This window comes from Thermococcus sp. SY098 (assembly GCF_035621495.1).
Taxonomy (GTDB): Archaea; Methanobacteriota_B; Thermococci; order Thermococcales; family Thermococcaceae; genus Thermococcus_B.
This window is the reverse complement of the sequence record NZ_CP141821.1, coordinates 1,460,859-1,486,920: the sequence shown is the minus strand read 5'-3', so window position 1 is coordinate 1,486,920 and position 26,062 is coordinate 1,460,859. Positions and strand designations below refer to the sequence as shown.

Annotated in this window: 34 protein-coding genes, 4 tRNA genes and 1 rRNA gene; 24 read left to right on the top strand and 15 right to left on the bottom strand. The window is 41.8% G+C overall.

Annotated features, from left to right (window positions below; translation table 11 throughout):
- Positions 1-87: 87 nt before the first annotated feature.
- The 3 genes from VFC49_RS08265 to VFC49_RS08255 form a co-directional block, all read right to left on the bottom strand.
- Positions 88-498: a nucleotide-binding protein gene (locus VFC49_RS08265; RefSeq protein WP_324735145.1), complete on the bottom strand. Its 411-nt coding sequence runs from the start codon at positions 496-498 to the stop codon at positions 88-90.
- 32 nt (positions 499-530) lie between these two features.
- On the bottom strand, positions 531-1,763 hold the full coding sequence (eif2g, locus tag VFC49_RS08260) for a translation initiation factor IF-2 subunit gamma (protein ID WP_013468279.1): 1,233 nt from the start codon (positions 1,761-1,763) through the stop codon (positions 531-533).
- 91 nt (positions 1,764-1,854) lie between these two features.
- Positions 1,855-2,232: a 30S ribosomal protein S6e gene (locus VFC49_RS08255; protein ID WP_324735144.1), complete on the bottom strand. Its 378-nt coding sequence runs from the start codon at positions 2,230-2,232 to the stop codon at positions 1,855-1,857.
- 145 nt (positions 2,233-2,377) lie between these two features.
- On the opposite strand from VFC49_RS08255, the gene VFC49_RS08250 reads away from it, so the two are divergent.
- Positions 2,378-2,548, top strand: a complete 171-nt coding sequence (locus VFC49_RS08250; RefSeq protein ID WP_013468277.1) for a preprotein translocase subunit Sec61beta — start codon at positions 2,378-2,380, stop codon at positions 2,546-2,548.
- Here VFC49_RS08250 and VFC49_RS08245 read toward each other — a convergent pair.
- Complete coding sequence (locus tag VFC49_RS08245) at positions 2,545-3,207, bottom strand: hypothetical protein (protein WP_013468276.1); 663 nt, start codon at positions 3,205-3,207, stop codon at positions 2,545-2,547. The two genes, VFC49_RS08250 and VFC49_RS08245, sit on opposite strands and share 4 nt — an antisense overlap.
- A 96-nt stretch (positions 3,208-3,303) precedes the next feature.
- On the opposite strand from VFC49_RS08245, the gene engB reads away from it, so the two are divergent.
- Positions 3,304-3,876, top strand: coding sequence for a GTP-binding protein EngB (engB, locus tag VFC49_RS08240; RefSeq protein WP_324735143.1), 573 nt, complete (start codon positions 3,304-3,306; stop codon positions 3,874-3,876).
- Here engB and VFC49_RS08235 read toward each other — a convergent pair.
- Positions 3,848-4,315: an Lrp/AsnC family transcriptional regulator gene (locus VFC49_RS08235; protein WP_048159846.1), complete on the bottom strand. Its 468-nt coding sequence runs from the start codon at positions 4,313-4,315 to the stop codon at positions 3,848-3,850. The genes engB and VFC49_RS08235 overlap by 29 nt on opposite strands.
- 161 nt (positions 4,316-4,476) lie before the next feature.
- Here VFC49_RS08235 and VFC49_RS08230 point away from each other — a divergent pair, with 161 nt between their 5' ends.
- The 3 genes from VFC49_RS08230 to VFC49_RS08220 are packed head-to-tail and all read left to right on the top strand — an operon-like array spanning position 4,477 to position 6,823.
- Entirely contained in the window at positions 4,477-5,553 is a 1,077-nt protein-coding gene (locus VFC49_RS08230) for a Clp1/GlmU family protein (protein WP_324736702.1), read from the top strand.
- Between the two features lie 47 nt (positions 5,554-5,600).
- On the top strand, positions 5,601-6,446 hold the full coding sequence (locus VFC49_RS08225; RefSeq protein ID WP_324736701.1) for a geranylgeranylglycerol-phosphate geranylgeranyltransferase: 846 nt from the start codon (positions 5,601-5,603) through the stop codon (positions 6,444-6,446).
- A complete protein-coding gene (locus VFC49_RS08220) occupies positions 6,443-6,823 on the top strand; it encodes a ribonucleoside-triphosphate reductase (RefSeq protein ID WP_324735141.1) in 381 nt (126 codons plus the stop codon). The genes VFC49_RS08225 and VFC49_RS08220 overlap by 4 nt, the downstream gene beginning before the upstream one ends.
- A gap of 53 nt (positions 6,824-6,876) precedes the next feature.
- Here VFC49_RS08220 and VFC49_RS08215 read toward each other — a convergent pair whose 3' ends face one another.
- The 4 genes from VFC49_RS08215 to scpB all read right to left on the bottom strand — a co-directional run bounded on the left by VFC49_RS08215 (position 6,877) and on the right by scpB (position 9,814).
- Positions 6,877-7,680, bottom strand: coding sequence for an OB-fold nucleic acid binding domain-containing protein (locus VFC49_RS08215; RefSeq protein WP_324735139.1), 804 nt, complete (start codon positions 7,678-7,680; stop codon positions 6,877-6,879).
- Positions 7,677-8,048, bottom strand: coding sequence for a replication protein RepA (locus tag VFC49_RS08210; protein ID WP_324735138.1), 372 nt, complete (start codon positions 8,046-8,048; stop codon positions 7,677-7,679). The genes VFC49_RS08215 and VFC49_RS08210 overlap by 4 nt, the downstream gene beginning before the upstream one ends.
- Entirely contained in the window at positions 8,048-9,115 is a 1,068-nt protein-coding gene (locus VFC49_RS08205) for an OB-fold nucleic acid binding domain-containing protein (protein WP_324735137.1), read from the bottom strand. Before VFC49_RS08205 ends, VFC49_RS08210 begins: the two co-directional genes overlap by 1 nt.
- Positions 9,116-9,238: 123 nt before the next feature.
- Entirely contained in the window at positions 9,239-9,814 is a 576-nt protein-coding gene (gene scpB, locus VFC49_RS08200) for an SMC-Scp complex subunit ScpB (protein WP_324736700.1), read from the bottom strand.
- Between the two features lie 93 nt (positions 9,815-9,907).
- On the opposite strand from scpB, the gene rrf reads away from it, so the two are divergent.
- The 3 genes from rrf to VFC49_RS08185 all read left to right on the top strand — a co-directional run bounded on the left by rrf (position 9,908) and on the right by VFC49_RS08185 (position 10,324).
- Positions 9,908-10,029, top strand: a 5S ribosomal RNA gene (gene rrf / locus VFC49_RS08195).
- Positions 10,030-10,038: 9 nt separating this feature from the next.
- Positions 10,039-10,116, top strand: a tRNA-Asp gene (locus VFC49_RS08190).
- 130 nt (positions 10,117-10,246) lie between these two features.
- Positions 10,247-10,324 (top strand) — tRNA-Lys (locus VFC49_RS08185).
- Between the two features lie 170 nt (positions 10,325-10,494).
- On the opposite strand, the gene VFC49_RS08180 is transcribed toward VFC49_RS08185, so the two are convergent.
- Positions 10,495-10,764: a hypothetical protein gene (locus VFC49_RS08180; protein WP_324735136.1), complete on the bottom strand. Its 270-nt coding sequence runs from the start codon at positions 10,762-10,764 to the stop codon at positions 10,495-10,497.
- Positions 10,765-10,822: 58 nt separating this feature from the next.
- On the opposite strand from VFC49_RS08180, the gene VFC49_RS08175 reads away from it, so the two are divergent.
- The 9 genes from VFC49_RS08175 to VFC49_RS08135 all read left to right on the top strand — a co-directional run bounded on the left by VFC49_RS08175 (position 10,823) and on the right by VFC49_RS08135 (position 16,848).
- A tRNA-Gln gene (locus VFC49_RS08175) sits at positions 10,823-10,898 on the top strand.
- A gap of 394 nt (positions 10,899-11,292) precedes the next feature.
- Complete coding sequence (locus tag VFC49_RS08170; RefSeq protein WP_324735135.1) at positions 11,293-11,502, top strand: hypothetical protein; 210 nt, start codon at positions 11,293-11,295, stop codon at positions 11,500-11,502.
- Positions 11,502-11,954 (top strand): DUF7344 domain-containing protein, encoded by a 453-nt coding sequence (locus VFC49_RS08165; RefSeq protein ID WP_324735134.1) that lies wholly within the window; start codon positions 11,502-11,504, stop codon positions 11,952-11,954. The genes VFC49_RS08170 and VFC49_RS08165 overlap by 1 nt, the downstream gene beginning before the upstream one ends.
- 96 nt (positions 11,955-12,050) lie before the next feature.
- Complete coding sequence (locus VFC49_RS08160; RefSeq protein ID WP_324736699.1) at positions 12,051-12,653, top strand: DUF1102 domain-containing protein; 603 nt, start codon at positions 12,051-12,053, stop codon at positions 12,651-12,653.
- Positions 12,654-12,658: 5 nt separating this feature from the next.
- Complete coding sequence (locus VFC49_RS08155) at positions 12,659-13,213, top strand: DUF1102 domain-containing protein (RefSeq protein WP_324736698.1); 555 nt, start codon at positions 12,659-12,661, stop codon at positions 13,211-13,213.
- A 79-nt stretch (positions 13,214-13,292) separates the two neighbouring features.
- Positions 13,293-13,790 (top strand): DUF1102 domain-containing protein, encoded by a 498-nt coding sequence (locus VFC49_RS08150; protein ID WP_324735133.1) that lies wholly within the window; start codon positions 13,293-13,295, stop codon positions 13,788-13,790.
- Positions 13,787-14,851, top strand: coding sequence for a signal peptidase I (locus VFC49_RS08145; protein ID WP_324735132.1), 1,065 nt, complete (start codon positions 13,787-13,789; stop codon positions 14,849-14,851). Before VFC49_RS08150 ends, VFC49_RS08145 begins: the two co-directional genes overlap by 4 nt.
- Positions 14,848-15,777 (top strand): hypothetical protein, encoded by a 930-nt coding sequence (locus VFC49_RS08140; RefSeq protein ID WP_324735131.1) that lies wholly within the window; start codon positions 14,848-14,850, stop codon positions 15,775-15,777. Before VFC49_RS08145 ends, VFC49_RS08140 begins: the two co-directional genes overlap by 4 nt.
- 54 nt (positions 15,778-15,831) lie before the next feature.
- On the top strand, positions 15,832-16,848 hold the full coding sequence (locus tag VFC49_RS08135; RefSeq protein ID WP_324735130.1) for a DUF5305 family protein: 1,017 nt from the start codon (positions 15,832-15,834) through the stop codon (positions 16,846-16,848).
- Here VFC49_RS08135 and VFC49_RS08130 read toward each other — a convergent pair.
- Both VFC49_RS08130 and VFC49_RS08125 read right to left on the bottom strand, forming a co-directional pair.
- Positions 16,845-17,510, bottom strand: coding sequence for a DUF434 domain-containing protein (locus tag VFC49_RS08130; protein WP_324735129.1), 666 nt, complete (start codon positions 17,508-17,510; stop codon positions 16,845-16,847). The two genes, VFC49_RS08135 and VFC49_RS08130, sit on opposite strands and share 4 nt — an antisense overlap.
- Positions 17,510-18,280 (bottom strand): HD domain-containing protein, encoded by a 771-nt coding sequence (locus VFC49_RS08125; RefSeq protein WP_324735128.1) that lies wholly within the window; start codon positions 18,278-18,280, stop codon positions 17,510-17,512. The genes VFC49_RS08130 and VFC49_RS08125 overlap by 1 nt, the downstream gene beginning before the upstream one ends.
- A gap of 161 nt (positions 18,281-18,441) precedes the next feature.
- Here VFC49_RS08125 and VFC49_RS08120 point away from each other — a divergent pair, with 161 nt between their 5' ends.
- The 7 genes from VFC49_RS08120 to VFC49_RS08090 all read left to right on the top strand — a co-directional run bounded on the left by VFC49_RS08120 (position 18,442) and on the right by VFC49_RS08090 (position 23,583).
- Entirely contained in the window at positions 18,442-19,506 is a 1,065-nt protein-coding gene (locus VFC49_RS08120) for a hypothetical protein (protein WP_324735127.1), read from the top strand.
- A gap of 36 nt (positions 19,507-19,542) precedes the next feature.
- A complete protein-coding gene (locus tag VFC49_RS08115; RefSeq protein ID WP_324735126.1) occupies positions 19,543-20,181 on the top strand; it encodes a DUF432 domain-containing protein in 639 nt (212 codons plus the stop codon).
- A gap of 2 nt (positions 20,182-20,183) precedes the next feature.
- Positions 20,184-21,242, top strand: coding sequence for a mechanosensitive ion channel family protein (locus tag VFC49_RS08110; protein ID WP_324735125.1), 1,059 nt, complete (start codon positions 20,184-20,186; stop codon positions 21,240-21,242).
- Between the two features lie 85 nt (positions 21,243-21,327).
- A tRNA-Tyr gene (locus VFC49_RS08105) sits at positions 21,328-21,405 on the top strand.
- A 234-nt stretch (positions 21,406-21,639) separates the two neighbouring features.
- Positions 21,640-22,275, top strand: coding sequence for a DUF257 family protein (locus VFC49_RS08100; protein WP_324735124.1), 636 nt, complete (start codon positions 21,640-21,642; stop codon positions 22,273-22,275).
- Between the two features lie 4 nt (positions 22,276-22,279).
- Positions 22,280-23,056 (top strand): DUF835 domain-containing protein, encoded by a 777-nt coding sequence (locus tag VFC49_RS08095; RefSeq protein WP_324735123.1) that lies wholly within the window; start codon positions 22,280-22,282, stop codon positions 23,054-23,056.
- Positions 23,057-23,127: 71 nt separating this feature from the next.
- Complete coding sequence (locus VFC49_RS08090; protein ID WP_324735122.1) at positions 23,128-23,583, top strand: Tfx family DNA-binding protein; 456 nt, start codon at positions 23,128-23,130, stop codon at positions 23,581-23,583.
- On the opposite strand, the gene VFC49_RS08085 is transcribed toward VFC49_RS08090, so the two are convergent.
- The 3 genes from VFC49_RS08085 to VFC49_RS08075 are packed head-to-tail and all read right to left on the bottom strand — an operon-like array spanning position 23,527 to position 26,056.
- A complete protein-coding gene (locus tag VFC49_RS08085) occupies positions 23,527-24,201 on the bottom strand; it encodes a CidB/LrgB family autolysis modulator (RefSeq protein ID WP_324735121.1) in 675 nt (224 codons plus the stop codon). The genes VFC49_RS08090 and VFC49_RS08085 overlap by 57 nt on opposite strands.
- Positions 24,198-24,539, bottom strand: a complete 342-nt coding sequence (locus VFC49_RS08080; protein ID WP_324735120.1) for a CidA/LrgA family protein — start codon at positions 24,537-24,539, stop codon at positions 24,198-24,200. Before VFC49_RS08080 ends, VFC49_RS08085 begins: the two co-directional genes overlap by 4 nt.
- Positions 24,540-24,577: 38 nt before the next feature.
- Positions 24,578-26,056 (bottom strand): L-fucose/L-arabinose isomerase family protein, encoded by a 1,479-nt coding sequence (locus VFC49_RS08075; RefSeq protein WP_324735119.1) that lies wholly within the window; start codon positions 26,054-26,056, stop codon positions 24,578-24,580.
- Between the last annotated feature and the right edge of the window lie 6 nt (positions 26,057-26,062).

Below are 26,062 nucleotides of genomic sequence, written 5' to 3'. Positions count from 1 at the left end.
CGGATTTTATACACTATTGAAAAAAGTAACCAAAAATTGAAGAGAACAAAAGAGTACATAAATACGCACACAAAGTGATGTAAAGATTCATTCCAACATACCCTCAAGCTCAAGAATCTTCTTTTGTCTGAGATAAACAACGGGGATTCCTCTTTCCCTGAGCTTCTTTTTAAGGAGCTTATCGTTCGTGCAAATGATAACATTAGGATTTTTTACAGCGAACTCATAAATCTGCTCATCAGTCGACTTCTCCCCAAATTTTCCAATTTCAACAACCCTAAACCTCTCAGCGAGCTTTTTAGCCATTCTAACAGCCATAAGGTCTTTTCCTTTAGCTTTGCGCTCTATAACGTTAAGTTCATCCAAAACTATGTTCGGAACAACAATCTCAAACTTAATATCAAGAATTCGATTAAGCTCACTGATTATATCAACGCCAAACTGACCGGGAACTAAAAGAAAGTTTGTGTCGGGAACAACAAGCCAGGCCTTTCTCATTAAGCTCACCGCAAAGTAAAATTAAGAAAAAATCAGCCTTTGATGAATCCATAACCAATTAAACGCCATCTTGAACCAACTTGTCTGCTTATTGCAACTCTTTCTCCGACTTCTGCACACACTGGAATCTGGAGTTTAAGTTCAATCTCGTCTTTTCCAAGTCCAGTGACGAGACCCATAGTTCTCGCTGTTCCAACGTTTAAGAGGAGAACCTCCCTCTTCTTTATCGGCTCAACCTTAAGCTCTTGCTCCGTCCCAACGACTCTCTCAAGAAGGTGAACTTCCAAGCGGAGTTCCTCCCATACTGGGGGCAATTTTCCAGGCTTTCCAACAACATTTCCTGCCATTAAGTCACCTTTAGTCAAGAACGGGTCAAGTTTTGTCCCTACTCCTACCAATCCACCAGGATAAGCTTCCTCAACAAATCTTCCTCCCGCCTGGAGAGAAACAATCTCAGTTGTTATTGGTTCATATTTTATCCTTCCATGTTCTTCATAAGGCACACCCGGTCTTATTTCAATTTCGTCCCCAACTTTGAGCTTTCCTTGGACTATCGATCCTCCAATAACGCCACCGATAAGCTTTTCTGGAGGAGTTCCTGGCTTGTTGACGTCAAAGCTCCTTAAAACAAGCATCTTTGGAGGCTTATTGGGATCTCTCTTTGGGGTTGGTATGAAGTCTTCAATTGCCTTTATGAGAACATCAACGTTCGCCCCATGCAGAGCTGAAATGGGAATAATCGGGGCGTTTTCGGCAACTGTCCCTTTGATAAACTCTTTAATCTGCCTGTAGTTCTCTAAGGCTTTCTCTTTATCAACAAGCTCAATCTTGTTCTGGGCGATTATTATGTTCTTGTTTCCAATAATTTGAAGTGCCATCAAGTGCTCTCTTGTCTGCGGCCTTGGACAGGGTTCGTTTGCAGCAATTACGAGAATTGCACCATCCATTAGAGAAGCCCCAGCAAGCATCGTGGTCATCAAAGCCTCGTGACCCGGGGAGTCAATGAACGAAACTCTCCTCTCAAATTCTGTTTCAGCTCCACAGTATGGGCAGATTGGAGAAGTTGAATATCTCCCACAGCTTGGACATCTTCTAATTTCAGCATCAGCAAAGCCTATTTTAATTGTGATGCCTCTTCTCAGCTCTTCACTGTGAGTATCTGTCCAAATTCCGGTTAAAGCCTTAGTTAGTGTCGTTTTACCGTGATCAACGTGACCAACCATCCCTATATTAACCTCAGATTGTTTAAACTTCTTCTTTGCCATGGCTCTCGCCTCCAAAAATAAAATGGGAGAATCCTTTATTAACCTTACCACAAAAAGTGCCAAAGGAAATTAAAGGCAAAAGCAAAGAAAATCAGTAGATTAACTTAACATTAATTTGAGCAATCTCGGGACTAATAGTATTGCCCCTGACTGTCTTCTTCCTTCTCTCGCCTTTTTCCTTGGGTCTAAAGCCCGGACCCTTTGAAAGCAAAATCTTAACTCTTCTTGGCCCATGAACATCTGGCCTCATGGGGAAACCATCCTTATCAGTTCCTCCTCTGATGAGGAGCTTTGCATCTGCTGGAATTTCTTTTCCAAAGATTGCACTTAAGTCAAGCTTAAGTTCTTTCGCTGAAATCTCGTCACCTATTCTTTTACCGATCAGCTTTTCTGCTTCTGCACCACTAATCTCAACCTGCTTTGCAATCCCACTCTTTGGATCGGAGATAACAAGCTTAAACGTAACCATTTCCTCCCACCTCTCAAATCTTCATTAGCGGGATTCATTGGGTTGCCCCTTATCCGAATGCCATTGATTTGGTGCATTTAAAAAGGTTTCTAAGCAAAACTTTTTTATATATCCACACAAGTAGCAACACACAAGAGGTGAGAATATGGCAAAAGAGAAGACAACCCTTCCGCCAACCGGTGCAGGTTTAATGAGATTCTTTGATGAAGATACAAAGGCAATAAAGATAAGCCCAAGAGGAGCAATTGCCCTTGTGCTGATATTCATAGCGATTGAGATACTTTTACACGTGTTTGGAACTCAGCTCCTCGGCTAAAGCAGGGTTTTCTTTAGACCCCTTGCATTTAGCTCCTCATTGATTATCCTTCTCACGGCATCTTCAAGATAGCCTTTGACCAATCTTTCAACATCTGCTTTTATTTGATCGATGTCGTGCCTAAGTCCCTCAAGAAGCCGAATGTACTCTTTTGCCATCTCCAATTGCCCCTCCTGCTTTATCAGTTGCTCTTTCAAATGCTCAAAATCCTCTTTTATCACTTGGAGCCTTCTAAGTTCTTTCATAAGCTCGTCAATTTGCTTGTTTAGCTGTTTATTTTCTTCTTTAAGCTCTTTTATCATCATGTCTTTTTGCTCAAGCTCTCTCACAAGGGTATTGTATTCTGTTGCTATCTGGTGGAGACGCTCAATTTCCCTGAGAGGCGGAACCTTACCATCCCCAAGGATTATAACATCCCCACCAACATTAACTATGTCACTTGGTCTAATTCTGATTTTCTTTTCTGTAGAAAACATCCCCGAGTGAAACTCTCCGGTCTTACCAAGGTTTTCCAGGACTTTCATTCGAAGTATGAAGTAAAACTGATCCCCTTCAACTTCAACGTTGATGTCCGTAACGTATCCAAGTATCGTTCCATCAACAAGAGAGACCACAAACTTATTAACAAGCTGATTTGCCTGACCCTGTTGCTCAGCCATAACAACCACCCAAATATTTTTGAGGTGTTTTATACTTAAGTATTTTTGGTTCTCAAGCTTTAAAAAGGAAAATTTGAGTCCATATGGTGGGATAAAATGATAATCTTTGTGGGACGTTCAAATGTTGGTAAAAGCACGCTGATTTATAGACTCACAGGAAAAAAGGTGAAGAGGGGCAAGAAACCCGGCGTTACAAGGAAGCCCATTGAAATTATTTGGAGAAATAAAAGAGTAATCGACATGCCAGGCTTTGGTTTCATGAGCGGGATTCCAAGACATGTTCAAGAGCGAATAAAAACAGATATTGTGCGGTTTATTGAGGAGCACGCAGATGAAATTGAAGTGGCAGTGTTGGTCATTGATGGTAAAAGTGCCTTAGAAATCATTGAAAGATGGGAGAGGAGGGGAGAAATTCCAATAGATGTGGAATTCTTTCAGTTCTTACAAGAGCTCAATATTCCAACAGTAGTTGCCGTCAACAAGCTTGATAAGATAAGAAATGTAAGCCTGACAATCAATAAACTGATAGAGAAATTTGGACTAAGCGGTACTTGGGAAGACTATAAAGAACTTTTTGTCCCAGTATCTGCCAAATTTGGGACAAACATAGAAGAACTTAGAAAAGTTATAGATAAAAAAATCAGAGAGTTTCAAGAACGACGTGAGTAATTGTCTCTTTTACCCCGTCCAAGGAGGCAATTTCCTCAAGGATTTCGTCAAGTTTTGTCTTATCTGCCTCAACAATCAGGTCAATATCACCTGTAACCCTGTAAATACGCCTGACTTTAAGCTTTCTTATTGCATCATAGACATGCTTTCTCTTTGTCGGTTCTATCTTAACAAAGACAAAAACATCTCCCTTTCTTTCACCAAGCAATTCTAAAGCCTTTCCTGTAAGATCTATAAAGCCCCTTCCAGTTCTTATATAGCCAAGTTCCTTCAAAACCTTAAGGTGGTTACTCAGCGCTTGTCTTGTAATTCCAAGCTCCTCTGCAAGCTCGTCCTGAGTTTTTTCAACTGTATGAACCTCGATTGTCTTGCCCTCTTTGTAAAGCTTCCTTAAAAGCTCGATTTGTCGAGTGGTAAGTGAAACTTTTTCCTCCATCATTTTAACCTCCCTAATTTTTTCTTGTCAATCATAAAGTTAGACTTTCAGAGTTTAATAAAGTTTTTGGTTTTTGTAAAATGAAATTCTTGTATTCATCTGTTTACTGAACTGTAAATATAAATCTTTTCTGAAGTTAACTTTTTATTGAAGTTGAAGAAGTTATAAGCATGAATAAGGCAAGGTATACCCGAGAGGTTCCAGAGGACAGGAAGGAACTGTTGAATGTTCTAAATGAACACAAAAAACCAGTTAAGATGATGATTTTGGGCGGGGTTGATACCGGAAAAACGACATTGGCAACATTTTTAGCAAATGAGCTCCTATCATCAGGGTTCAGGATCGCAATAATAGACAGTGATATCGGACAAAAGGGCATTCTTCCACCAGCCACAATAAGTCTTGGTTTTCCAGAGGGACTGTTTGAATCCTTTGGAGATATAAGAGCATACAAGCACTACTTCGTAGGGAGCATTACTCCAAATCAGTTTTTTGGAGAGATGATTGCAGGGGTTAAGTTGCTCACGGATGAAGCAGAGAAGAAAGCAGATATAACTATTATAGATACCACAGGCATGATCAGCGGTGCAGGTGTTGAGCTCAAGAGAATGAAAATTGAAACTGTTAAGCCTGATGTAATAGTTGCATTACAGAAAGAAAATGAATTAGAGCCAATATTAAGACCATTCGAAGAGAAAGTTCAAATTTTCCGCCTTGAAGTTAGTAGCAAAGTTCGAAAATTCAGCAGAGAGGAGAGAAGGGAGATACGAAAGGAAAAGTGGAAGGAGTACTTCAGAGGCTCAAACTCATACACGGTGAATCTAAATCACTTTATTATAAGCGGGACTCAGCTTTTCCAAGGTGAAGAGATCAATGAGAACGAAAAGTCCCTTTTGGAGGCGTTGTTTAAATGGTTAATCATTCATGGAAGAAAGATTGGTGGGAGATACCTTATTGTAAAGGCAGATGTCGCTAATATCCCAAGACAGGTTGATAAGAACGTTCTGCAGTACATTGATTTTGAGAAATTAAGCAATTTACTTCTTGGAATGATTGACAAAGATGGCTTCTGTGTTGGATTGGGTATTCTGAAGTTCATAAACTTCAGGGATATGAAAGCTGAAATCTTAACACCTTTAGACGAAGAAACAATTAAAAAAATTAGGGAGATAAGATTTGGAAGGATTAGGGTCAGGGAGGATGGTGAGGAACTGGGATTATTGGACAGAAATGCCCTTTAGGAAAAGGTTTTAATACCCCACAATTTTCTTTATATTAGGTGCCCATAGTGGACCCCAAAGCCTTTATCGAGATATTACGACCTCACAACTGTTTTGTAGCAGGATTAGTTGGAATATTAGGCTCCATTGTGGCATTAGGACATTTTCCCGAAATAAAAACAGCAGCGTTAATCTTTGCAGTTGTTTTTTTAGGATGCAGTGCCGGGAATACAATAAACGATTACTTCGACTATGAAATCGATAAAATCAACCGTCCTACAAGGCCCCTGCCAAGGGGGGCGATGTCGAGAAAGATCGCATTTTGGTATGCTATGCTCTTATTTGTTGTTGGGCTTATTCTGGCTTATCGGCTCAACATATATGCATTTCTTCTGGCAGTAGCAGCATACTCTGTTCTGTTTATCTACGCATGGAAACTTAAGCCATTGCCAATCATTGGGAATATAATGGTCGCAAGCCTAACCGGGGCAACACCTCTGTACGGTGCGATTGCAGTAGGCAAAATTGGGCTTGCAGGATATTTAGCATTGTGTGCATTTCTGGTGAACCTGGCAAGGGAGATTATGAAGGATATTGAGGATATCGAAGGAGACAAGGCAAAGGGAGCAAAAACTTTGCCAATTGTGTGGGGGATAAAAAAGTCGGCATATTTAGCCTCACTATTTGGAATCGCAACTGTAGTGGCATCGCTTCTACCTCTAAAAGTGGGAATTGGGGTGGGGTATCTGCCAATGGTAGTTGTCGATGGTCTGATTTTAGCTGCGGTCTTTGAGCTCTTGAAGAATCCAACACCTGAAGTGGCTGGAAAAGCTCAGAAAAAATTAAAAGCCGCAATTTACCTTGCTGTGTTTAGCTTTTTGTTAGGTTCAATCACAACGGGGGTGAGATTGTGATTTTTGAAAATATCTTTAAGGAGAATCTTGAGAGAAATGAGCTGTGGCTCATAATTACTTTCAAAACTCCTTATGGTCCGGGAGAAACAATGGATCTCATGGTAAAGGAGCTTGAAAAGCTTGGATGGAAGATAAAATTCAAAGCTAACTGGTGGACTGCAGATGTCCCATATGGGCTCATAAGGATTGATGCAACACACAACGGAAAGGAGAAGATAATCCTTGGAAAATGGATCCTCGGGGATAAGTGCAGGGTTATCAAAGTAGACAATGCAGGAATCGAAGCAGGAAAGGAAGAATTCTTCAGAATGGTTGACAGTATCACATCAACACTAATCTATGACCCTGTCATAAGAACCATGAGAGAGCAGTACTAAGCCTTTTTAATTTTTCACTTTTTCACATTGAGAAAGGATAAATAAAAAAAGCATCATGCCAAAATCTTGTAGTAGCCAATTTCAGGTTCATAGATCTCTCCTTCTGCAAGAAGCTCTCTAAGGGCATCGTCAATGACGCTTGGTTCAAATTTCTCCTGCAGTTTTCTTTCTATGTACTTCCTCGAGACGGGTCTGTCACCCTTTGATCTGAGTATTTCGAGTATAGCTTTTTTAGCTTCTTCAAGTGTTTCGTCAACTTTTTTCTCTTCTTCCTCAAATATTTCCTCCTCTAAGGCTTCCTCTGCCCTTTGCTCAATCATTATTGCATAGAGTTCATCAATGGTCTCAAGCAGATCTTCGCTTATCCCCTTGTTCTTTGCGATTACCTTTGCCTTAGCTGTTATACCATAGGTGTTGTAAATCTCAAATGCAATTTTAGCCTTCTTTATATGCTCCACCTTATCTTTCAGCGTCTCATACCGGTGGAGTATCCACATATTCGGGTGAACCTTTGAAACCCCCTCAACCAAAATCTGTTTATCTCCCCTCCACTCTGCAATCTTCCCAATAATCTGCACTAAGTCGCCTTTCTTAACAAGCTTGGCAAACTTTGTATCGTCTCTGAATCCCAGAACCCATATTACACCAGTACCGTCATCAACCTGGAACTTTCCGTACGTTTCATCTTCCGCTATTACAGGATCTCTTACAACCGTTGCAACTATTTTAGCCCTATAAACTTTTCTCGCATCTTTTGTGATCAGATAATTTGGCTCAAAGTCACCTTCACTTTTAACAAAAAACCCCTCAAGGATGTCCTTAATATAAACCCTTGTAGCGGGCAAGCGCTTCTTCATTCTGACCACCACGCCAATGAATTTTCAATTTTTGGTAAAACTTTTTTCTCAAGTTCTTGAATTTCCTCCAAGCTTTCCAAATCAGCATCGCTGAAGTCCTGAACAACCTCTGCATAGATGTGCATTTCCTCATTTCTGATTATTCTGCCTATCACCCTGACAATCTGTCCAACTTTTGGAAGAACGTTCTCCTCTGTCTCAATTACAGCAACGCCAGTGCCATCATCGAGCCAGAATAAATAGTCAAGCTTGTCCACTTTGACAACTTTTCCAATTAGTGCAACCCTTGTGTCATCTTCACTTATCTCGCCAATTTTCCTTTCCACACCCGGCTTTCTACGCCTGATCTGTGGTTGGAGCTCTTCCATCAGAACACCTCCCCCAATGTGCCTTTAAGCTCTCTCTTAATCCTTTCAATCTCTCCCCTGTAATCAACATCCTCCCAAGAAGATGCCTTGAGGAGCATGCCAAGGAATCTGTCCTCTACAACATTTCCCCTGATAACTATCTCCCGCCCAAGCAGTGGATAGAACTCCTCCTCTGCTAATTTTCTCCCGGCTTCCTTGATTGTCATTCCCATCTCCGTTAGCTCCTTCAACTTTTCGCTTATCTCCTCTGGATCAGCTCCCAAGAGCTCGGCAGCGTCTTCTCCAAACAACGTGGCCCGTATGTAGCCCGTTGAATCATCAATTCCAAAGTCAATTACTGTCATTTTTAGCGGTGTTACCTCTCCATGTTCGGGACAAATCCAAACTTCCATGCCTGGATCATAGTCAACTTTTCTCCTGCACTCCGGACATGCGTCATAAACTATAACCCTGTACAGCTTTGCGATTGTCCCTCTAAGCTCAACGAATTTTTCTCCACCCATCAGCTCAGCAATTTTCCTTCTTGAATAGGAGTACGTTCTAACTTCTTCAAGCGGGGGAATTTCCTCAACTCTTGGATCTTCTGGATTAACAATTATTCTGCTTCTGAAGTTTACGTGAAGCTCTGGAATTCCAGCTAAGCTCTCTCTAACATTTGCATCAATGACCTTGATTACATCACCTACCTGAAGCTTGTTGTAGTACTCACCAACCTTTCCATCCCACAGAACAACCCTTGCTTTTCCAGTGCTGTCATAAATCAAGATGCTCGCCACCTGTCCTTTTGTCCCATCTCGCTTTGTGTACTCCCTAATTCCATACTTCCGCAGTACCCTTCCAACTATGTTCACATCCCTCATCCCTGGCACAAGATCAGCAATATACATCAGTGGTGCCGTTTCTTCCAGGTTAACACCCAGCTGCTCCGCTAAGAGTAAAGCAGCAGCATGTTCCGATATTTTATCCCTTTGAGCAATCTCTCTTATTTGTTCTTCAATTTCATTTAAGCTGAGCTTTTTCTGTCTTCGGATAAGCTCAATAATCTGCTCTTTTGTCAACACGGTCATATACACTCACCTAAATAGTAATTCTAAATTTGAGTATTTAAACTTTTTGAAGCTCCAGATTTTGCAAAATGACCATAAATTTTCTTTTTTATTCAGAAATAAGAAAACTAAGACTTCAAGAAATTACTCAGTCCGATTTTTATCTTTTTCAGTTTTCTCAAGTTTTTCAATTAAATCAGCATATTCTGCATGGACAACTTTCTTAAATGCCTCTTTAATCAGCAGAGGGTCGTTCTCGGGAAATCCGTAAAGCTCAGCGAATTTTTGAGTTGTTCCCAAAAGTTTGGTCCTCTCATAAGGTTCAGCATAAATCAGGCCCATTTGAAGGAGATGCTTGATGTGCTCATATGCTTGACTTCCCCTGAGTTTTATTATTTTGCTCTGCTCTATTGGCTGAAGATACGCTATGAGGGCGAGGGTTTTGAGCTCACCTGTTCTTAAATCGGGCTTTGGCATAAGGTGGATTACCCTTTGAGAATATTCCTGCTTCACCTGCATGACATACTTGTCCCCAAGAACCCTCACGACCTCTATTGCACTTTTTCTTTCCGCATACTCAGCAGCAATCAGCTCAATCAGCTTTTCAAGGTAATCAAGAGATTTTATTCCAAGGGCTTTCGAGAGTTCTTTTATGCTTAAAGGTCTTCCCGCAACAAAGAGAGCCGCCTCAACAAGTGCCTTGTCTTCGATTAATCCCATTACCACCACCTTTGAATTTTTGGGAGTTCAGCGTTATTAATCTTTTTCAACACCGCAAACTTTATAAATCAACCAGCGGTGAGTATGTATCGGTACGGCGGTCATAGCGGCGGGGCTACACCCGGTCTCGTTTCGATCCCGGAAGTTAAGCCCGCCAGCGATCCCGGTTGTACTGCCCTCCGAGAGGGGGCGGGAAGCCGGGGACGCCGCCGGCCACTCAAAGCGCCCGGGTGGTGTAGCCCGGCCCATCATGCGGGACTGTCACTCCCGCGACTCGGGTTCAAATCCCGACCCGGGCGCCAAACAAACTCTTCTGCATTAACGCTTTGAAGAGAGGTAAAATCAGAATGCTAACTCACTGTTCTTGACCAAATTTGCTGGGGCGGATAAATAGTAAAGCTTATAAAATGACATTTGGTTATTGCTAAGCGAGGGCCGGTAGCTCAGCCTGGTTAGAGCACCGGGCTTTTAACCCGGTGGTCGCGGGTTCGAATCCCGCCCGGCCCGCCATCGTAACAATTCACAGAGTGTGACTGCGAATATAATGTCTTTAGGTGCTAAAAGAAGCAGAAGTAGTATCTAAATTAAGTTGAATCATTCCCCAACTTGCTGGCTTGAGAGACATGCAGTCTTCATGTTGTTTACCGACATGAACCTGCTTTTTAATCTCTTGGAGGGTCTCACTCTTTCTTGTTCCAGTCTTCAATGATGTGGGTCTGTCTCAGTTTATCTGCAAAATTTCGTATTTTGGGAACTGCCATCAATGAAATGCCTATGGCAAATATTATTACCGCGATAATTGCGGTTACAATTCCACCGCTGCTGAATGCCCAGAACATCATCACAAAAGGAGTGAGGATAACTGCAAGTATTGCAGATCCAATAATCAGCAACAAGATCTTGTATCCGTATTTCTCCATGAATAGAGAGAAGTCCATTAAAATCACCATAAATATATAGCGGGGAGTAACATTTAAAAACCTTCACCGTGTGAATGTTCATGGGCACAGCCCCGTGGTGTAGCGGCCAAGCATGCGGGACTCTGGATCCCGCGACCGGGGTTCGAATCCCCGCGGGGCTACCACACAAACGGGCTCCAGACCGGTGATATATTGCAGCTTACTCTTTTTCTTATTACGCCCAACTGTGGGCATTCGAACCATAGGAGTTTTTCTGAGTGTCATTCTACCATGGTATGGTGTAAGTTGTTAAATGAAGTCAGCTTCAAATAAATTACACAGAAAATTCACCTTCCCTTCATTCACAGTAAGACTTAGAGCATATTATGGAAAATTTCCAAAAAATTGAAAACTCTTCACAACACTTCATTCCAGAAACGGCATATTACTAAGTTATAAAAACGACCACAGGTCTTTTTTAACGATTTTATTGAATAATATTTTCAAATTTCCGAAAATCGAACTTTTCGGGAAAGTATTTATAGTATAAGCGGACAATAATAGTGTAAGGTGAGTAATATGAAGCATAACATCAGAGAGGAAATTATCAGCATTCTGCGGAGAGATGGCCATTCAACAGTTGCCATTCTTACAAGACAGTTAAACGAGAGGGGTATTGACTGTACGCGCCAAAAGGTTGAGAGAGTATTGAGGAATCTCATCAGGGATAATGTGATAGAGGTGTACTACATCAATGCCAACCATCGTCGGCACTACCGATTAAGGTGATGCCGATGACAACCTCAGCGATGATATTGGGAAACGACAGGAGAATGTTTGTTATAGAATATCTCCAAAAATGTGATGGAAAAGCCGATTTAAGAGACCTCGTCGAATACATTGCAAAGAAGGAAGGAAACACCGACAGAAAGCACAGGAAAAGTGTTTATGTAAGCTTGGTGCAAACTCACATCCCAAAGATGGAGAGGGAAGGAATAATAGAATTCAAGCATGGAACCATAAAACTGATTCAGATTCCAGAAAATGTCGATGTGTACATGGAAATTGTGAACAAGAATGATGTGAGATGGGCAACCGTCTACAGCATGCTTGCACTTGGCTCAGCTGCCATGAGTTATTATGTCCAAAGCTGGGAGGGATTTGTAATTTCGGCTGTATTCCTGTCCATGTCGGTCATTCAAAGGCTCAAGGAGAAAAGGATCATAAAAAGAACAGGGTAATTACCGGTTACTTCTCCGAATATTCCAATTACCTATATACCACAACCGCAAAGATTTCTGTTGAAGTCCCGTATATGGGGCTCGAAAAAGATGGAGATGAAAAAAGTGAAAAAGTTAGCACTTGGAATTTTTGGCCTTTTAGTGGCCTTTGGTCTCGTGCTCGGAGCAGGGGCCAATTTTAGCGACTACAATGCAAGCAGAAGTGTCCACTGGGCAATTGTTACAGACGACACTGAGCTTATTGACTTAACTCCGCTCCAGCCATACGCATACATAAATAACGGTGGAGTTTTGGTGGTTGACTTCTCAGCAGACAATCCAATGTGGCCCGGAGAGGGCTATGGAATGGGCATAAGTCCGGCAAGCGAATACAACTTCGATGAGGTTTTTGAAGTAAGCAACGACCTCTGGGAGAACATGACCATAATTGTCAGGATAACATCAAGCGACACCCATGTTGAGTTCTATAGTCATGAAGGCGGTGTTTATGCAGTTGACACTGGCTATGAAGCAACGGCATCAGACAGTGCAGATGAGGATGTGTGTTTTGCACTTGGTCCGGGAGAAAGAAAGAAGATAGGCATTGATCTGAGCGCAAACGGCGACAGCCCTGGAGATGTCTGGAATGAGACCATGACAATTAAAGCTTACAGACTCGGCACGGAGCCAGCAGAATTACAAGGATGCGGGGAGGAGTGATGAAAATGAATAAGGTTATTGGTTTGGTATTGCTCTTAGTAGGCATGATGCTGGCGGTTGGCGCAGGAGCCAACTTCAGGTACTATGAAGCAGAAAGAGATTTGACAGTTGCAATTGTCGCAGACGACAATGAGTTTATTGACCTGACTCCACTTCAGCCATATGTTTATCTGAACAACGGAAAGCTGACTGTTGAGATCAGCGACAACCATCCGGATTATCCTGGACATGGTGCAGGAATGAGTCCAAACACCACATATGTGTTTGAAGAGATGTTTGAAGTAAGCAACGACCTCTGGGAGAACTATGTTGAAGTAGATGAAAATACTACACTTACAGATGCATACCCAATATGTGTCAGCATTTCAGTTCCGCTCAACAGCGACGTTACACTCTTCACTGGTGATTACAACGGAACCTCAGCAACACAGCTCCAGTTTACGGTGTATCACGGACAGCCAGTTAAGATCGGCATGGTCTTCGACAACACAGGTGCACCACTTGGGGCAGACACTGTTCAGATGGACATAACTGCAGAAGCAGGCGAATGTGAAACATGAGTTATTAACTCAATTATGAATTTGGGGGAATCATGCCCCCGATGTATCTTTGTTTTTAGTATTTGTGGAGTGAAAAAGAATGATAAGTACAAAAATTGCTTTGCCATTGGCAGCGGTTCTTATATTTATTGCGGCAGTTAGCATCAGCAAGCCCATACCTGTTTCTTACGCTCTTGAAAATGGCAACAGTTCATTCACTATTGAAACCCCGCTTCCCCCCTATGCTTTTCTCTACCATGGGGGGAACCTGACAATTGATATCAGTGAGAACAGCCCATTTTACCCAGGGTATGGAGATGGATTATCAAGGGATGCAATCTATCAGTTTGATGATGTCCTGAGAGTAGAGAACAATGTTACACAAACGGGAGCTTCAGTTATTTGTGTGATAATCACATCAGAGATGAATGGTTTGAAGTTTTACTACTCAAACACAACGCCGGCAGAGAGCATCAGCATTACATTGGGTGAATACGAGTCAGCAAATGTAGGCATTTTTGTCAACACAACAGGCTATGCTCTTGGAGAGGTTTCTGGGAGCTTTAAAATACAGGCGTTTGAAGGTGCGTGCGAATGAAGCTTCTTGAACTTCTTTTTACCTTTGTGGTTGGTGTTATTTTGATCTCATCGGTGATTGGGATTATCCTTGATAGGCCTGTCCTCATATCTTACGCTTATTCTGATAGCATGAGTCCAACCATAGAAAAGGGGGATTTATTCTTCATAAACCCATTTTCAAAAGGGGATGTTGGGGATATCATTGTTTTCAGAATGAACAATGGGTGGACCGTACACAGGGTGTATGCCAGGGATGAAGAGGGATACATAACGAAGGGAGACAACAATGTTGCAACGGATCAACAGGAGGGAAAAAATCCGAAAATATCGAAGGAGAGCGTCATAGGTACGGTGGTGACACTTGGAAAAACACCAATAAAGATACCTGGTGCTGGCAATTATATTCAGGATCTTTCAAAGAAAGGTTCAAACCTATACATTGCAGTTGCATTGCTCGTTGTTGGGGCAATACTGATGACAACTGGAGGAGAAAAAAAGAGAAGAAAAAAGAGGCGGAGATACATAAAGGTCAAATTCAAGACGGTTTATGCAGTAACTTCATCTCTAATCCTTGTGACATTACTTATCTCAATGATGCTCTCTTGGGGAACGTTAACATTCAGCTACTCTTCAACTCTGGCTGGAGGACAACGAGAAGGATGGTATTTACCCGGTTCTACATTCGAGGAGAACTTGACAATAAAAAACAAAGCAATTTATCCTTTCTTATATTTTGTTGAAGCCAAGGGGAATAGAATAGAGATAACAAGCGAAAACTCATTTAGAATCCCCGGACGAAGCGAGAAGGCAATAACTGTTAAAGTCAATGTTCCAGAAGAAACAAGGGTATATGGGGAGAAGATTGAAATATATTCCTACCTGCCAATTCTACCCGAAAAAGTGATTGCAGAGCTTTACAGCAAAAGCCCATATTTCCCGTTTATCGCATACATTGCAGAGGCGAGTATTTTCATGACATTGCTTTATTTTGCCATAGGGGCGGGTAGTGAGGACGTAATCAGATATAGAGTTCACCGCTCAAGAATTTTTGATAAACTTAAGGAGAGTGTTGGATTATGAAATGGACTGCGGTGTTGTTAGTATTGCTGGCGAGTTCAATGATACTCATTGGATCCAGCGGCAACTTCAGAGAATACGAAAGTCAGAGAGGGATATGGGTGCAGATTTCCCAAGGAAACGAGTCTTATATAGCATACTTCTGTACTGATGATGGATATTCCACCACTGTAACTGTAGAGCAGGGCAGCTTTGCAAGTTTTAATGCACTAACCATACGAAATCAGCTGGGAGAAACCTTGGAAGCAAGGATTGAAGGAGATTACTCATCTTTGCTTCCCAGCATAGATGTCGAGCTTGAGAATGGATGGGTAACGCTCTTTGACCAAGAAGAATATTCCTTTGAAGGAAACGTGAGTGCTGCAAGTAATGCTCCAATTGGGACATATATCGTTCCAATTACCCTCTATGCAAGCTGGGACAATGGCGACGCTGAGATAAGTACTTGCCCGTTGAAGATTAATGTGATAGCACCTCAAGTAGAGTTGACAAAAACCCTCATAGATGGAAACACGACAGTACACATAAAAACAAACCAAAGCTGGACCATGAGAATAGAAGTGACAAACTATGGATCAGAAAAGGAGCTTGTAATCAAAGATGTTATTCCAGCAGAGCTTGAAGTTGATCTCAACAGAACATCGGCCACAAACGGCACATATACCTTTACAAAACAGGGTATTGGCAATATGGGCTCCACACATATGGAGTGGAGGGTTACCGTTAGAAAAGGAGAGAGTGAATACATTGACATAACAGTGTACACCAGACTCAATCCAGCAGGGAAACAAGAATTCACAAGCCCCGGCACATATACCTTAAATGAAGGAGCAGAGATTGTTGGATACGGAATAAAGACAGACCCCATTACTGTCGAGGCAGTTAAAGAAGAAGACTGCTGCCACCATGGTGAAGGATGTGATGGTTAGTGCCTTTTTATTTTTTTGTTTTAGCTATTGCTTGGAAATATGGAGGTTTCAAAAGTGAAAAGAATTGATTTTAAAAATATTAAAAGGATCAACAAGAAAAAGGTAGGCTTTGTGATAGCAATCGCGGTTTTCCTGTTATTCTCTGCCTACAGTGCAGTTGCACTGCAGAAAGATCCAGAAACAATCACTTCTCAGAAGGTAGGGAGATACATACAAAGAGGAGTGTTTCAGCATAAAGCCTTTTTCTCAAACACATCCCTTTATGGAGATGTGAAAAGTATGAAGTACTACCCAAAGGATATTACCGAATCAATATCTGGGGTTTATGTTTACACTTTCACACCCGGAGATGATATAACTGGCAAGTACAAGCTGACAATTGTTACCACATACTACATTTCAAAAGGAAAGGAAAAAATAGTGCTGTGGGAAGATAAGCTTGTGGAAAGAGAAGGAGAGCTGGAAAACGGCATGATGGGTGAGGCTATAACCTTCAACATGAAAGACATGAACAGGAGAATGGAAGCCGTGAAGGAAGGATTGGGGGTCAGGAGGATCTCCAGAGAAACTAAGATCGTGGTTCAGGTTCTTGCTAAAGGAAAAGTCAATGGAAAGTACGTCAAAGAAGAGTTCGATCAAACCATAAACATGGTAATAGATTCTGGCAATGGGCTCATATACTTCACAAATGATGAAGTTGAGGCGAAGAAGAACATCATTGACAAAAATGTTCAAGTTAACTACGTGAGCTTTCTTGGAAAGCCAATCACCGTTGCTAAAGCAAGGAAACTGTTCCCAATACTTGCACTGTTAAGCGCCCTTCCAATATTTGGAATGGTGTACACAGAAAAGACAAAGACTCCAAGAGATGAACTTAAGGATCTGAGAAGATACATGATCGAAGGAATACCAAACAAAGTGGACAAAAAAATAACACTTGCAACAGAAGAGGACTTGAAGAGAACATTTGAACTAATAGACAAACCCATAATGCATTATCAAGAGGGAAACAGTGATGTGTATGCAATTGTTGACAACGGTGTTGTTTACGAATACAGAAGAGACAATTAGGGAAGTTCAAATTCCTTTAATATTTCCCCAAATGTCTTTATTTTAATTCTTCTCCTCGAGGCGTATTCCTGCGGAATGTCAACAGCATGTTCCACGCTGTCAATAACAGCAAAATCTGAGGTTGCCACTGTTTCAAACTTCTTAAGCTCAAAATCAGGGGATGGTACAACTTTAGCTGATCCAGAAAGACCAACCTTCTTCATAATTCTACCCGTAAGCTCTGCAATCTCACCGCTTTTGCTAACGGGTTTGTCATATAAGAATACAACCTTCTCTGGACTGAACTGAGACAAAAATTCCAAAAGAACAAACAGCATTTTCTCAGTTTTGTCGCTAAGTTTGTATCCTCTCTGATACTTCAAATCCCTAACAAAGCCATCTTCACAAAGGACTGCCTTCCCTTCGAGAACGGATTCCAAGGTTATAAGAACATTGAACCCATCAACTGCCAAGATTTTATTCCTTATAAACTCAATCGGCATTTTCTTTCTTTGTCTGCTATCCACTTCCTTATCGCTGAAAATGCATCTCGCCAGAAAATACCTCTCCATCTTTTTTAGCTTGTAATGGTTTGCAACAAAATTAAGTGCAGTGCTTTTTCTATAACCCCTGTTCAGCAAATACTTCAAATCCAAATATGCATCAAGGATAGGAGAAGGCATTAAACCACCTTCTCCAGCACTTGGTTTTCTGCATGAATCCGGATTTTGACCTTTCCACTCAGCAGGGAGTTTCTGATCTTCTTGGTTAGAATTTCATCAACCTGGAAAATTCCGGATAGATGTCTCATTTTGACATCTATGACCACGGGTGTCTTGCTGTCTCCCTCTTGTATTTCAACTCTCTCAATCGCAAGTGCCGAAACAGAGTGGATATCGACTTTATCCTTCTTATGGACAAGTCTTGAGCGACCTTGCTCCATATCACAGCCATCAGCAACTGTAACGCAGCTGCCCTCAATCGTTGTGCACTGGGTTGCTTCGTCATGGGTGTAAATTGCGTTAAGAGTCAGTGCTTTCAAAAGCAACCAATCATCCTCCTCAAACTCTTTGGCGAGCTTTTCTATGATCGGTTCTGCCAAAATCGTGCTGAAAAGGTAGTGATTCTCACGGTGGATCATGTTTCCAATATCATGGAATAAAGCCCCAAATGCGACTATAAACTTGCTCCATTTGAAAGGCTTGCCGAGCTTTTCTGCTGTTGTTTGAATTCCAAATTTTTTGATAATCTTTAAAATCTCCAATGCCCTCCTTGCTGTTAAAAGGACGTGGATGCTCCCATGGTCATTAAACTGGTAAACGTTGAGAACAATGTAGTTTGTTGTATTGAAATAATATTCATAATCTTCAAATGTTTTTTTGAACATTTCAAACAGCTTGTCATCCTCCATGAGATCTTTTATCTCACTCAAGAGCTTAATTTTATCGTACATTCTAACTCACCTACCATTTTGTTCCGGACTTTTTCATTTAAACCTTTTTAAATCATTTCCATTCAGCTTGAAGCTGTGGAAAATTATTAATATAATGAGGTGCAAAAGTAATATAATCATATACGCCCGCTTTTGTTTTTTGCGGGTTTGGAGGGAAAAATATGAAAAAATCTTCACTATTGGTGCTGTTTGTAGCTGGACTGGTTCTTATAAGTGGATGCATTGGAGGAGTTAAAGAGAAAGCGGTGGAAGAAGCTAAGGAAAAGGCGGAGAGCATGATAGAGAGCTACTCCCAAAGCCTTACCCAGACATACACAGAGGAAACCCCCACTGAAACCGAGGAAACTACAGAAACAACCACAGAAACTGGCTACGCCAATTGGGCGAATCCATGGGATCTCACAATGCCCGTGGAGATAGACGGCAAATCCTACTACATAACTTACATAAAATACAGGTTCAAAGTGAGAAGTGAAGAAGGGGGAAAAATATACGAATACATCGTCGAGAAGAGAAGGGGAAAAACAAAGATACACGTTTATGGAATGCAGATTGATTTTCAAACGGGAGAGAAAAAGAAGGTTGATCTGGGGGAATTCGAGGTTTATGAATACTACGGAAAAGTGACTCCAGTTAATGGTAAGGAAATGGACAAGCCCTTAGAGATTGTATCGTGGAGCCCAAGTGAAAACAACATTAACTCTCAGTTTTTCGCCTATCCAGTTGTAATGGGGTTGGAGGCTGGAGGACCGGAGATAGTTGGGATAAAGATGACCTATGGGGACAAAAGTTATGAGGCATACAACCCCCTTGCCGTGGGAAAAATGGAGTACACCCCATACGTTGAGGGAGAGCTCAACTGGTATGGGGATATGCCAGATATCCAGAACATGTACATGGGATTCTTTACCATGGCAAGCTTCGGTTTCTGGGGAGCCCTTACCGAGGAAAATCTGTATGAGAAATCCAGCGGGACATGGGGATACTTGGGCTGGCAGTACAACTATGAGATCAATCCCGATGGCAAAGTTACTTTGGGCGGCAAAAGCTTCAGAGTTTCAGATGTTAAGTGGAGCTATGTGTTTGGAGATGTTCAGGGACAGGGAAGGGCAGTATTAGCTCCAAACATCCCGATTCCAATAGAAGCGGAAGGCGTGTTTGTAGATCAGGGGGCGAACTACTATACATACATAAAAATTGAAGATTTAGGGTTTGAAAAAGCTTAAGCAAAACTTTTAATCTTTTCTTCCATATCTTCTTTCATGTTTGGAGAATACGAACTGAAGACAAGATTCATCAGAGTTTTCGATAAGAAGATTCACCTCACCGAGGAAACCGAAGAAATTGTTGTCTATCGGCGAGATGAGGTTAAGAGAATAATAAAAAAATCTGGGAAGCTTAAAATTCTGCCTTCTCCCGCCATTGGTTATGGGGTTAAGCTCCTCATGATTCGGTTTGATGAACCAATAGCAATCCCCCCAAAAGATATGATCTCCGGATATGCTGAAGCACCTGTTGAAGTGGATGTGAAGCTCGGAAAACTAACAATTGACCATTTCGTATTGGGAAAGGAGAAATATGCCCTCTACGGAACTGTAGACGTCGGAGTAATTACGAGGTACCACAAGAGCTCTTTCTACTTAAAGGAGCCTGAATCTGTGGGAATTGCAAAGATAATTATAAGCAACCCTTCAAAAGAATGGAAAATAGTTGACAGAGTGGTGTTCCCAATAAAGGACAGCGTGATGTTTTATAATGCTGAAAAAGCATATTATCCTCTTTTGATAGTTACACTAAAAACAGACACTCCGGAAGTTAACAATACCGGAAAGCCTCCAGAAGAAAATCTAACCCCTACAAAGGAAGCATTGTCGCTACCAAACTTCCTCATGAGGTGGTGAAAATGTTCAACATGACAGAACTTTTTTCGTCAAGTCCACTATCTGAAGTAACTCCAATCATGCTGATAAAGGCTGCAGCAGTTCTACTATCTGGAATAATCATAGCAAACCTCATCAAAAGATGGATCGTAGGGATCTCGAGAACTACAAAATATGTGTGGATAATAAACGAAGACACAGGAGAAGCAATAAGAAGGCTGGTCATAATAATTGCACTCATCTATTCTCTCGATACGATTGGAGTCCTCTCAATCAGCATGGCCGGGACTACATTGAGCAACTTAATAAGCGCATTCCTTGTGTTCTACTTCTCATACCTTATCGCAAAGAAGTCCAAAGATTACCTTCTGATCGGAGGGGCAAAAAGAGGAAACCTCCCTGAGGTTCAGCTCAAAGCTAAGCTCTTCTACTACTCCCTGTTGACAGTGGCTTTTTTAATAGCACTGAACATAGCCGGCTTTACAGGAAAGCTGACAACAATCATTGCAGCAGCCGGAATCACGGGAATCATTTTAGGTTTTTCAGCACAAACAGTGATAGCGAACTTCATCTCAGGAATATTCATGTATTTTGACAAGCCGTTAAAAATCGGTGACCCCGTTGAAGTCGCCGGCTATTCTGGAGTAGTCAACGATATAAGGATACTCTCAACGAGGATAAGAACATGGGATGGTGTCCTGGTAAGAATCCCAAATGAAAAAGTGTTCAACAGCGAAATAAAGAACCTCCAGAAGTTTCCGGCAAGGAGGGTTGATGTGATTATCAGCATAGCGTATAAGGAAGATATAAGCAGGGCCATTGAGGTTATAAAGAAAACCCTTAAAGAAATGCCTCTTGTACTGGCAGAGCCTGAGCCTGCGGTATATGTTGATGAACTTGCAGACAGCGGTGTAAACATTTACGTCAAAGCATGGGCTCCCAGTGAAAAGTGGTTTGATGTAAGGAGCACGATTCTTGAAAAACTCAAGAAAGCCCTTGAAAGAGAGGGTATAGAGATTCCGTTCCCGCAACGTGTCAACTGGTTCGCTGAAGAGCTCAGAGTGAAGGTTGAAAAAGAATAAATCCCTGTCTCTCCTGAAAATTCTTTGGGGAAAAATTTATAAATCAACCACATGGACTACATAACGAAGGGCTGGGCTGTAGGGTCCCGCGGTAGCCTAGCCTGGGAGCGGCGGCGGACTGTAGATCCGCAGGTCCCCGGTTCAAATCCGGGCCGCGGGACCACCAAAATTCTATGAACATTTTACCCACCCCTTCTCCAAAGAAAAGTGTTCTGAGGATACCACTTCTGCCGTATTATTCCAGTTCTCCTTCTCCAGCTAAGAATATTAATATAACATTTTGTTTTAAAAACACATGGTTATTAAACCTATTCAGTAACAAAGCGTAAAAAATAAATACTTCCATAGACATCGTAGCATATCGATGAAACACTTCATGATACCTGAGGTGTAGTTTATGAAGAAGGATCTTGAGGGAATATGGGACAGCATCAAGTTTGGAGAGACCGTTCTTGTGGAGCACTCATCACTTGCATCCCCTGTCAAAGGATTGTATCACCTGATAGAATGGGCAAAAAGAAAAGGATACGGAGTTATTGTTGACGATATTCTGGACACATTGTATCTCTACAAGATCCATATGAAGCTTGCTGGATATGATGAGAGCATTCTGGATAGCATCACAGTTATCAAAGAGGGAGGAAAGATAAACATCGGCAGTGTTGTAAAGAGGTTTCCAATAGAAGAGCCTTCAGTTTATGAACAGGAGTACGGAAAGATCTTCAGCTCCGTGGTCAAGGGAAAAGTCATCAACCCCGTTGTTGGATTTGAAAAGCTTCTCTTCTTGGCCAATTCAAAGCAGGATCTTCTTTCCATGATAAATATAACCCTCTCTTTTTGCGGAAATGATAAGAGAATAGCATTTTACTTTGTAAACGCGGATATGGCAGAACGCATAAATCCTGAAGTCATGCCCCTGCTGGAGGAAGTTGCAACAACAGTTATCAGGATAATAAAAGAAGGAACAAGCCATATGTTCATGGTTCTTAAATCAGTGGATGAGAACCTGGAAGGAATGAAAGTCCGGGTGTAGGGGCATGCACGAAATTGCACAAGGCTTTTGGTATGCAGGACATTTTCTGCTGGTGCTTGCCATCTTTGTGACACTCTACATGTTCTACCTTTCAACGAAAGAAACACATAAAACTGAGAGACACCTTATTATGATAGCACTTCTCGCCATTTTCATTGATATTCTCAGCGAGCTGTCCCTTTCAGCTGGAATAACCACCACAGCCCTTTACTTCCTCAGCATTGCTGGAGAATTTATCGGGGCTTTGATAATTCTTCTCGTGCTTTTCAAGGTAAGGCGCGGAAAGATTGAAATTGAGTTTAAGCCACTCCCGCCCAATAACAGAGTGGAAGCCAGCATAACCCCCGGACTGCTTTTACTGAAAGCAGATGAAACCAACGGTCAGCTCGTCTGCAGATTTTCAAAGGGAAGACAGAGCCTAATCATCAGCAGAAAGAATGAAGATTACTGGAGAGCCTTAGGATGTGAAGCCCCAGTGATATGGCTGAGCAAGGTGGAAAATGTCAGGAATGTTATCAACCCAAGAAATCTTGAGTACCTGGCTCACATAACAGTGCAGCTGATGAATGGCAAAGGGGAAAAATTCGTATTCATTGACGGGCTGGAATATCTGATTATTGAAAACAGCTTTGATAGAGTCTTCAGGCTTCTAACAACATTAAAGGACTATGCCCTTCTCCACAACACAATGGTTATGGTGGAATTTGAGCCAGAGACACTAAGCAAAAAGGAGCTGGCACTTCTCCTCAGGGAATTCCCCATATTTAAAAAAGAGACGTAGCACCACAATAATTATCGAGTGAAAGAAAAATTTTTAATCTTGAATGTGATGTTAAATTAAGGTGTTTAAAAATGAAGAGCTTCCTCACCGAACAGCAGATTAGGATACTTCAGCTGAGAGCTAAAGGACTTAAGCAGAGCGAAATAGCTGAGCTTTTGGGCACAAGCAGGGCAAATGTAAGCATTCTTGAGCACAGGGCATTAGAAAAAATCGAGAAAGCGAGAAATACACTCCTCATCTGGGAGCAGATAAATTCAAAGATCAGCGTTGAAGTAAAAAAAGGAGAAGATATATTCACGATTCCAGCCAAGCTGTTTAAAAAGGCTGATGAGCTTAAAATTAAGGTTCCCTACAGTACAGCCGAGATAATAGCTTTTCTTGTTGAGCATGCTCCCATAGAAGATAGGATTGCGAAAAGAGACTTCACCCTCTTCTTAGATGCCCAAGACAAACTTCGAGTTAGTGAATGCCTACTTGAGGACATTGATAAGATAAGGAAGAACAAGGGAAGTGAAAACTCCGTTTAGTGCCATTGCCAGCCCGCTGACCGCTCCAGCAAGCTCATCGTCAAGTATTATCCTTGCTGTCCCCAATCCATGAGAAGAAACCCCCATGGCAAGTCCTCTCGCCACCCTATCCTTGACTCTAATGATATTCAACACCTCAACGCCAACTGCATTCCCCATTATTCCCGTCAAAATAACGAGAACAGCAGTCAAAGCTGGTATACCCCCTATCTTCTCGCTGACTCCGATAGCTATTGCCGTGGTTATGCTCTTAGGAGCAATGCTGAGCAGAACTATTTCCTCTGCCCCCAAAATCTTTGCAACGTAAAAGGCGCTCAATATCGCAATGAGGCCCCCAAATGGTATTCCCAAGGCAATTTCCTTTGAATAAGTCTTAATAACTTCTCGCTGTTTGTATAAAGGGATAGCCAAGCTTACAACCGCCGGACCAAGAAGAAAGCTCAGTATCTGTGCACTTTCCATGTAGGTCTGATAGCTTATGCCAAAGGCCTTCAAAATCACAGCAATTACGAGTATCGAGAGAAGAACGGGATTCAAGTAAAAAGACCTTTTCTTCTGGTAGAGCTTTGAGAACAGGTAAAATAAAGTCAAAGTTAAGAAGATTCCAAAGCTGTTCATCCTCTCTTCCCCCCCAAAAATTCAACAAATTTGGCAGTTAAAATTATTGTTACAAAGAAACTTATTATCAAAGCTGCAAAAATTGGCACCGCTTGACTTTTGATCAGCCCCCAGTATAAGACTATACCGACTCCAGGAGGAATAAACATTATGCTCATGTTTTTCACAAATAACTCTGCTTCTTTTTCAACATCCTCAATTTTAACGACATTAAAAATCAGCGCTAAGGTGAGAAGGACCATACCCACTACATTGCCAGGAATCGGAAGATTCAAACCCCTAACCACGATCTCCCCCAGAAAGAGAAAGCCAAAGATTATAGCCAATCCTTTATACATGGTGCATCAGACATAAATTAAGAGGAAAGATATAAAAATCATACCTTCTCTAAAAGCCTTTCAACTTGTTCCTTGTCTGCCAAGTTGACAGCCTTGATGCCCCAAAGCTTAGCTATGAATCTAAGTTCGGTGGTGTAATCTCCGGGAACAGCGGAAAGGTGATTTGCACCCATAACTGCAATGAACTTCTCCTTGTCGAGGGGATTTTTCACAGCTGTATGCGGCCACTGCTTACCCCATTTAAGCTTTTTCTCGATTTCTTCAGTTATCTCGACACCTTCGCCCAAGAAGTAAAGCAGATAGTATTCCCCGTCAATCCTGATGAGTCTTGCAATTGTTAAAGTGGTCTTTGGAGTTCTATATGTTAAAGCTCCGCCACTCTTTCCTTGGCACTGTCCTTGTATCGTCGTTGCACTCAGATTTTCCTCCGGATTTTCGCTCAGCTTTGCGTAGTAAAGCGAAGAGGCTCCACAGTTTGCTATCAGGACGAGTTCGTCATCAACATATTTTATGTCCCCAAAAAGAGGGGGCTTCCCGCTTAGGTAGAACAGTAAAATCGAGCTTATTGTTCCTTTAATGTCTCCCTCACAGGTGGCTGGAATTATCGGCTTCTCTCCTTTTGCATCTAAGCTGAATGGAAACAGCGCTGGGATTAAACATGCAGTAACCCCGTAAATTTCACTCAGCTCTGGCTGGCATTTAATCGAAACTCCCGCAACCTCATTTTTATACTGCTCCCAAATGTCCTTTGCCGCCAGATAGATAGCTATCTGCCTTCTCAGAGCTTCTTGGGTTAACATAACATTGTCGAACTTTACTTTAGCTTTTGAAGTGAGCCAGTCATAGAACTCCTCTACTTTAACTCTGATTTTTTCATCACTCAGCATTTCGTCAGCTTTTCTGACAATCAAGTACTGATCAAGCATTAAGAAATCTCCGATGAAGCGCTTTAGTCTTGGCAGATCATCCATTAAATGCTCCATTCCCAACGTATAAGGCGCTCCCCAAATGAGGAGAGACTTCTTGGAGAGCTTCGATACTGCCTCAACTGCCCTAACCCACGCTTTGACTTTTCCAACATCGCCTTTTAGTCTCGTGTGATGAAGTGCATAATAGTTCACGGCACTTTCCCAAAGTGATGATCCAACGGAGGTTATGCATGTCGTTCCAGCCCACGCTGGGTCGTCATCTGCATATAAAAGCAGAGGTTTGTTTGTTTCTTTAGCCAGAAGGGTCACAAGGTTACTTTCGGTCCAGTGCCATAAGCCGAGGATTATTCCGCTTACATCTTTTGAGTTTATTATCCTTGCTGCCTCAAGAACTTCTTCTTTGCCATCAATCCCAAAGTTCTCCCCTTTTTCAAACGCTTCATACTTTTTCAGCTCTTCATTGACATCTAAAACCCCAAATTCTTCCAAGGCTTCAATTAAAGCTCTGTGCTTCTCCATTAACGCTCTCTCACGTTCTTCTGAAAGAGCAGTTGGTCGAGGATCAGTAAAAGTTGCAATGGCTATCATTCCAAC